The sequence below is a fragment of the Burkholderia sp. Bp8998 genome (assembly GCF_003854235.1).
In the GTDB taxonomy this organism is placed as follows: Bacteria; Pseudomonadota; Gammaproteobacteria; order Burkholderiales; family Burkholderiaceae; genus Burkholderia.
The window spans coordinates 1-6,738 of record NZ_QTQF01000090.1 but is presented as its reverse complement, the minus strand read 5'-3'; the positions used below and the strand labels follow the sequence as shown (position 1 = coordinate 6,738).

Below are 6,738 nucleotides of genomic sequence, written 5' to 3'. Positions count from 1 at the left end.
GTCGCCAGAAGATATGAGGTGATCGACCGGTCAAACGTGCCTGGATCAAAAATAGCCTTGCGGGCTGGAGAACATCCGCTGGTTGAGATTCAGGCATGGTGACCGTTTCGTGACTGCTGTCCGATGTGTTTTATAGATGTAAGTGACACTTGGTGACAATGATGGGCGTCGAACAGAAATCCTTACGTTCACTGATCGACAAGTGGCTCGCGCCTACATCCGCTAGGCCGGCGCGCCTAACGGGATTTGGGCGTACTGCCCAGGGAGGGCGTTTTGTCTGCCTGGAGGCACTGCGATCGGCCGAGCCGCTGGCTATATTCTTCTTCTATCACGGAGACGGCGCGTGGGCGGTGTTTCCGCCGGAAAGAAACTCACTCGTGATGGCTGCGGCAGGTCAACCGAAACACAGCGGGAGAAATGGTCGGCCTAGTTATGCATCGATTGGAGATGTGTGCGACGGTCAGTTGCCAGCATGATCATGAGCACGGCGAGAACCTAAAAAGACCGGCGGAGCGCCGGTTCAAGTGTCTGAACCGGCGCGACAAAAAGGCGAAACGCTAAAAATGAGCAATATCGTGACATCGGGGAAGGACGGGGTATTGTCGCGTCTCAGTGCGAGAAAGTTCGTCAGGCCGTCGTCGTGGAGTCTGCGCACGCGACTGTTGGCGGTCACGGTTCTTACCGTCCTGATGGGTTTCGTGATCAGCATATCGCTGTTGACATGGCAGTCCACGGAGGCCCAAAAAGCTTCGGCGCTTATGTACACCGAGCAATTGGCCGACACGACTGCGGCAAGTATCGAGGCGCAGTTGAACGCTGCAAGCAGCACGGCCCATCAACTCGCGGAGTTTTTAGCCGCCGATCGCGCACAAGGCGGGGAAAACCGCCAATTGGCGGTCGACTTCATGCGACGCATCGCGGAAGCTAATCCCGACTATCTGGCGGTATGGACGATTTGGGAGCCCAATGCTTTCGACGGCCGTGATAGTGAGTTTGTGAGAAGGACTGCGGCCGATGACGGGACCGGCCGCTTTGTACCGACTTGGGGCAGATACACGGGAAAGCTTTCGCTCGAACCGGCGGCCAACTATGATCTCGACACAGCGGACGGTGACTACTATCGTCTGCCCCAGCGCGCGGGGCACGATATTGTCATGGAACCGAGCGTATACAGTACCGGGGGAACCGATATCCTGCTGTCGTTCATCGAGGTTCCAATGTTCGAGAAAGGAAAGTTTCTCGGTGTGACGGGCGTAGATATCTATTTCCCGAAGCTGCAAGCGGAGCTTGAGCGGATGCGCCCCTTCGGTACTGGATTTATTAGCTTGGTGTCGCAAGCAGGGAAGGGAATCGCCGATGGACGAGGAGCGGGTAAGACGTCGGTGAGCGAGAGTTTCGACTTCGAGCAACGTGCGGCCGTTCGCGCAGGGAGGAAGCTCGTTACCGAAGCCACGCTCGATGGCGAAAAGGTGCTGAGAATGTTGATTCCGGTTCCAATCGGCAAGACCAACACTTCCTGGTCGCTTGTCGTCACGGTACCTGAACGGGCGGTGTTAGCGGGCGTGGCGAAGCAACGCGCGTGGGCTGCGGCGATGGGCGTGTTCAGCATACTGGCCGTATCGATGTTGCTGGCACTTAATATCGATCGCTCAGTCCTGCGCCCCATGGGCGGGGAGCCTGGGGTAGCTCAAACTATTGCGTCGCGAGTTTCGGCAGGCGACCTGACGGGAAAAGTCTCCTTGGTGCAAGGGGATACGTCGAGCGTGATGGCGGCGATGGCGAGAATGCAGCAGAGCTTACATCGAATCGTGTTGACGGTCCGCAACAACGCAGAAAGCATCGCTGTTTCATCTACGCAGATTGCCGAGAGCAACGAGGATCTAAGCGGTCGAACGTCTCAGCAGGCGGCTTCGGTAGAGGAGGCCAGCGCGTCGATGGAAGAGTTTGCAGCAACGATTCAGGAAAACTCGTCGAACGCATTTGAAGCGAGTTCGCTAGCGTCCGATGCAGCCGTTGCCGCAGCGAAAGGAGGCGATGCAGTGGAGCAGGTGGTGACGACCATGGGCCGCATCCACGAGAGTTCCAAGGAGATTGCCGACATCGTTGGTTTGATCGAATCGATTGCCTTCCAGACGAACATCTTGGCTCTAAACGCAGCGGTAGAGGCTGCACGCGCAGGAGAGAATGGGCGTGGCTTCGCCGTTGTCGCCGCAGAGGTACGCAATTTAGCGGCGCGATCTGCGTCGGCGTCCAAGGAGATTCGAGACCTCGTTGCAACCAATCAAGACCTGGTGACCCGAGGCGCCGGTCTTGCTGACGAGGCGGGTACGATGATGAACGATATCGTGGAGAGAATTCAGCGGGCAGCTGCAATCGTTAGCGAGATTTCAGCTGCGAGTGCGGAGCAAGAGAAAGCGGTTACCCAGCTCGACGTGGTTGTACGAGGAATTGACGACAACACGCAACGCAATGCCGCTCTGGTCGAACAGAGTGCGGCGGCAACGCAAGGTCTCCGGCATCAGGCGCAAGAGCTCGTCAAATTGGTGTCGATGTTCAAGATTCCAGCGCAGGCCGATCTAATAGCGTGACGGTTATGGCTGCGGGCTACGGATGTTGAAGGCGATTGTTGCGATGAGAGCTTTGTGAGAGTCTGCGCTCCGGCATCAGCGGAGCGTCTGCGCTTGGCTCGGCACCGGTCACCTTGTTGTGCCCGCAAGCCAAACGCTATACGGGAAGTACTGGCAACGCGCAATCCCGTGCCTAGAGAGGGTCGCCGCAAACATCATCGGTATGAGAGCAAAAAAAAGCTTGTCCCAAAATATTCGTTGTCGTAGATTTTGATAACAGGGTCATCGGGTGCGATTGCTAGGTTCACCTCGCGCGGTGGAACGTTATAGAAGTGGCATTACCTGGGCATCGGGTATCGCAGTCAGTGTGAGCGTCGACCGGAAAGTACAGCCAAACAACTTTGGGCTGTTTTTTTTGGTGTTTATACATACCAACTGGTCAGTTAAAAATCATTCTGGTCGGAATGTTGTGTGTGCTGGTGCTAGTGGCAACCGAAGTTCATTAGTGGCGTGCGGCGGCACGCGAGCCTCGTATGGCGGTGAGCGTGGCGAACGGCGTAAAACCGGTGCTTTTCTCGCAGGCGGGCATTCTCAAATAACGTGTTGCATCGGGGTGACAGCTTGGGCGAGGCGGAGGCCGGAGCCTTGCAGCCCGTTTAAACACAATGGCTGAATTGTTCTCTCATCAAAGAGATCGGCGCAAACCATGGAAGAAGGGCAAGTCAATGGCTGACCAACATACGACGAGGGCCGAGGATGATCGCCAGGACGGCACACTCACCCGCCGCGAGTTTTTGCAGGTTGGAGGGGCGATCGCGGCCGCCGGCGTCGCGATTGCCGTACCGGGCCTGAGCGGAGCGGCAACTAACGGAGCGTTCCGCATCGTCAAGACCACGAACGGGCAGATTCGGGGTCGAGTGAGTCGCGGTGTCGCCGAGTTCAAAGGTGTCCAGTATGGTGCCTCAACGGCCGGGGCTAACCGATTCCTGCCGCCCCAGCCTGTCGTTCCGTGGACGGGTGTGCGCGACGCATTGGTGTTGGGTAACAGGTCCCCACAAGTCGAATTGGATTACCCGGCATGGCTCGATAGCAGCCCAGCGACTGAGAACTGCTTGGCGCTGAATGTCTTTGCCCCCGAAGGAGCAAACTCGCAATCGCGCCTGCCGGTAATGGTGTGGCTTCATGGCGGAGCTTACATTTTTGGATCGGCGTCATCGCCCCTCTATAAATGCGAGAACCTCGCTCGATTGGGGAACGTTGTGACTGTTGGGATTAACCACAGACTGAACATCTTTGGTTATGCATTCCTCAGTGATGACGCTGGCCATGAGTTTGCGACATCAGGAAATGCCGGCCACCTGGATATCGTCGCTGCGCTGAAGTGGATCCAGCAAAACATCGCCGTGTTCGGGGGAGATCCGGACAACGTGACGCTCTTTGGTGAATCAGGCGGCGGTGGGAAGATCACCGCGTTGCTGGGCATGCCGGCGGCCAAAGGATTGTTTCACAAAGCCATTATTCAGAGTGGATCGCTACTCCGGCAGAAGGACCCGAGCGCGGCAACTGAAGTCACTGACAGGATGTATTCAACGCTAGGCATACGTCGGGGCGATGTGCGGGCATTGCAACGCTTGAGCGCCAACGAACTGCTCAATTGCTTCAAGCAGTTGTTCACGAATACGGAGCCTGGAGCCTCCGACGACCTGCTGATCTACGGACCGGTTGCGGACGGAATTGTCATCCCGTCCCATCTGTGGGACGGTCACGCGCCCGAGTTGTCGAAGGACATTCCCATCATAGTTGGAACAAACACTCACGAAGCAGTCCTATTCATTGATAAGGAACTGTTCAAGCCAATTCTTGATGACAGGGTGCTGGCCAAGAGGATCGCGAGCTTTGGGGTGGTAGGGAAGGCGGACGAGCAGCAGGTGCGTCCCCTCATCCCACTTTACCGCCAAAAAATGCCTGGTCTGAACGACCGGGAGCTACTGGTTAGAATTGCGACCGATATTGGATTCTGGAGGGGGGCGGTACTGCAAGCGGAGATGCGCGTGCGTGCGGGCGGCGCGCCCGTCTACATGTACGAATGTACATGGGAGACGCCCTGTTATGGTGGGAAATGGGCTCCCCATGCTATTGACGTTCCATTCGTTTTTGGTGTGCAGCACTATCCCACAGCCTGGGATGGGAAGGACAACGATGCAGCAAGATCCGCCGCGGATCCCGAGAATCATTGGAGCGTGGTTAGCAAGCAGATGATCGGAGCGTGGGCTTCCTTTGCTCAAACCGGCAATCCGTCAACTCGAGGGCTCGAATGGTCACCGTACGACCTGACCAAGCGCGCGACCATGATGTTCGGCGAACGTTCCGGTATAGCCGATGATCCGCGGTCGAGCGTCCGCGATGCAGTGCTCGCCCTCTGACGGGCGCCGTATTTATTCCAGTAGCGCGCAACTGTGACGACACCCTCGCATGGTGACGGACACTTCCCGATGATTTTGGAGTAAAAGGCAATGCCGCTCGATTCTGAAATCGTCGCAATCTTGAAGGAACTCGAGTGCGAGCCGCCGCTGGAAAGCCTTCCTGTCGACGTGATGCGCGCGCGACTGACATTCCCTCCGCTGGAGAAGCGCACCGCTGTAGGTCAAGTCATTGAAATCCAGATGCCGCTTGCGGGGCGCGTGTTAGGCGCGCGTGTGTATCGACCTGTGGTTGAGCGAAGCCGTGGTGCGATCGCCTATTTTCATGGCGGAGGCTTCGTGATCGGCAACCTCGACTCTCATGATCAGCTCTGCCGGGATCTTTGCGTGGGCAGCGGCGCTACCCTGATCTCGGTCGACTACCGTCTCGCGCCGGAGCATCGGTTTCCCGCTGCGATAGACGACTCCCTCGATGCAGTCCGCTGGATCGCGCAACACGCGAAGATGCTGTCGATAGACCCGACGAAAATCGTCGTCGCCGGCGATAGCGCGGGCGGAAATCTCGCCACCGTGACTGCGCTGCAGATCCGGGACAAAGGTGGCCCGGATCTGCGCGCGCAGGCGCTTATCTATCCAGTGACGGACTATCACACGCCCGCTAACAAGTCTTATATCGAAAACCAATTGGGCTACTCGTTGACACGCGCGGCGATGATCCGGTTCTGGAGCGAGTATCTGGCTGATGCACAGGAGGCGCGACATCCGTATGCGTGTCCACTTCGCGCGCCGTCGCTGGAGGGTTTGCCGCCGGCGCTTGTCGTTACGGCGGAATTTGATCCGTTGCGCGACGAGGGTGAAGCCTATGCTGATCGAGTGTGTAACGCTGGTGTGCCAGTTACTCGATGGCGCTATGACGGGATGATTCATGGGTTCTTTCGAATGTCGGCGGCTTGTGCGAGAGCGAAAGAGGCGGTGAACCGTTCTGCCGCCTGGATAGGTGATGCGATGGAGCGGTGAACGTTTCGGGAGGCGCTTGTGGCGACGCCCGATAGGGAGTTCGAATCGATTATCCAGGCCAATGCCGAACGCTACGGCGTCGCGTACACCAATATGTCGGCGCACGCCGTGCGCAAGCAGGTTGCGAAGACCGAGGGCGTGTGACTGTGGGTTTATCCCTGGAAGGGGGCACCGGGCTTTTGGGGCATCGCTGTGCCTTTGCTGCAGGATGCCAGCATATTATTGCTCCATTGTGCCGGTGTCCACACCGGCGTGCCTTAGTGATGCGCGTCGGGTCCGGACGGGGAAACTCGGGAAGGAAGTGATGAATAGTGCGCGCGTCTCGGGCGACGATTCGACGGATGAATCTCTCTTCCATCAGGCCTATTGAAGCGGACCGATATGGATCGCTTGTCGAATGACGCGCTAGCGATGAATCGAGCATGAGACGTCAACAACAGCATTGTCAGTCAAATGTGTTGGCGTGACAGAAGTGTCCACGCACAGCCTGCTGTGTGATGCCCTAAATTGTGTGCCAGATTAGGGAAAGTACCGTGGGGCTCGTGATCGCCCGGCTGGATCAGCTTTCACTGTGATGCTTGCGCCGGGGTCCCCGAAAACTCTTGTATAAAAACTTTTGCTCCCGTAAAGTTCACGTCATGGTACTCATCGTTCGTGTTATTTGACCAATGAGTACGTATCGCGCAGCGGGAGGGGCGACCGCTGGAAGAACGGCTCTTGGAGACGGTGACTCG

4 protein-coding genes are annotated in these 6,738 nt (G+C 57.3%); all 4 read left to right on the top strand.

All coding sequences use genetic code 11. The features are described from left to right. Window positions 1-563: 563 nt before the first annotated feature. The 4 genes from DIE06_RS37195 (at window position 564) to DIE06_RS39350 (ending at window position 6,148) form a co-directional block, all read left to right on the top strand. Window positions 564-2,588: a methyl-accepting chemotaxis protein gene (locus tag DIE06_RS37195; RefSeq protein ID WP_124665677.1), complete on the top strand. Its 2,025-nt coding sequence runs from the start codon at window positions 564-566 to the stop codon at window positions 2,586-2,588. 704 nt (window positions 2,589-3,292) lie between these two features. After that, the gene (locus DIE06_RS37190; RefSeq protein ID WP_124665676.1) at window positions 3,293-4,990 is read left to right on the top strand and encodes a carboxylesterase/lipase family protein; all 1,698 of its coding nucleotides are present in this window, start codon (window positions 3,293-3,295) and stop codon (window positions 4,988-4,990) included. Between the two features lie 90 nt (window positions 4,991-5,080). Further along, entirely contained in the window at window positions 5,081-6,004 is a 924-nt protein-coding gene (locus DIE06_RS37185) for an alpha/beta hydrolase (protein WP_124665675.1), read from the top strand. Between the two features lie 18 nt (window positions 6,005-6,022). Beyond that, complete coding sequence (locus DIE06_RS39350; RefSeq protein WP_260433898.1) at window positions 6,023-6,148, top strand: hypothetical protein; 126 nt, start codon at window positions 6,023-6,025, stop codon at window positions 6,146-6,148. Window positions 6,149-6,738: the final 590 nt, after the last annotated feature.

Bases quoted from the DNA above. Each gene is read 5' to 3' on its own strand.
- DIE06_RS37195 (WP_124665677.1), top strand. From the start codon at position 564: ATGAGCAATATCGTGACATCGGGGAAGGACGGGGTATTGTCGCGTCTC.
- DIE06_RS37190 (WP_124665676.1), top strand. From the start codon at position 3,293: ATGGCTGACCAACATACGACGAGGGCCGAGGATGATCGCCAGGACGGC.
- DIE06_RS37185 (WP_124665675.1), top strand. From the start codon at position 5,081: ATGCCGCTCGATTCTGAAATCGTCGCAATCTTGAAGGAACTCGAGTGC.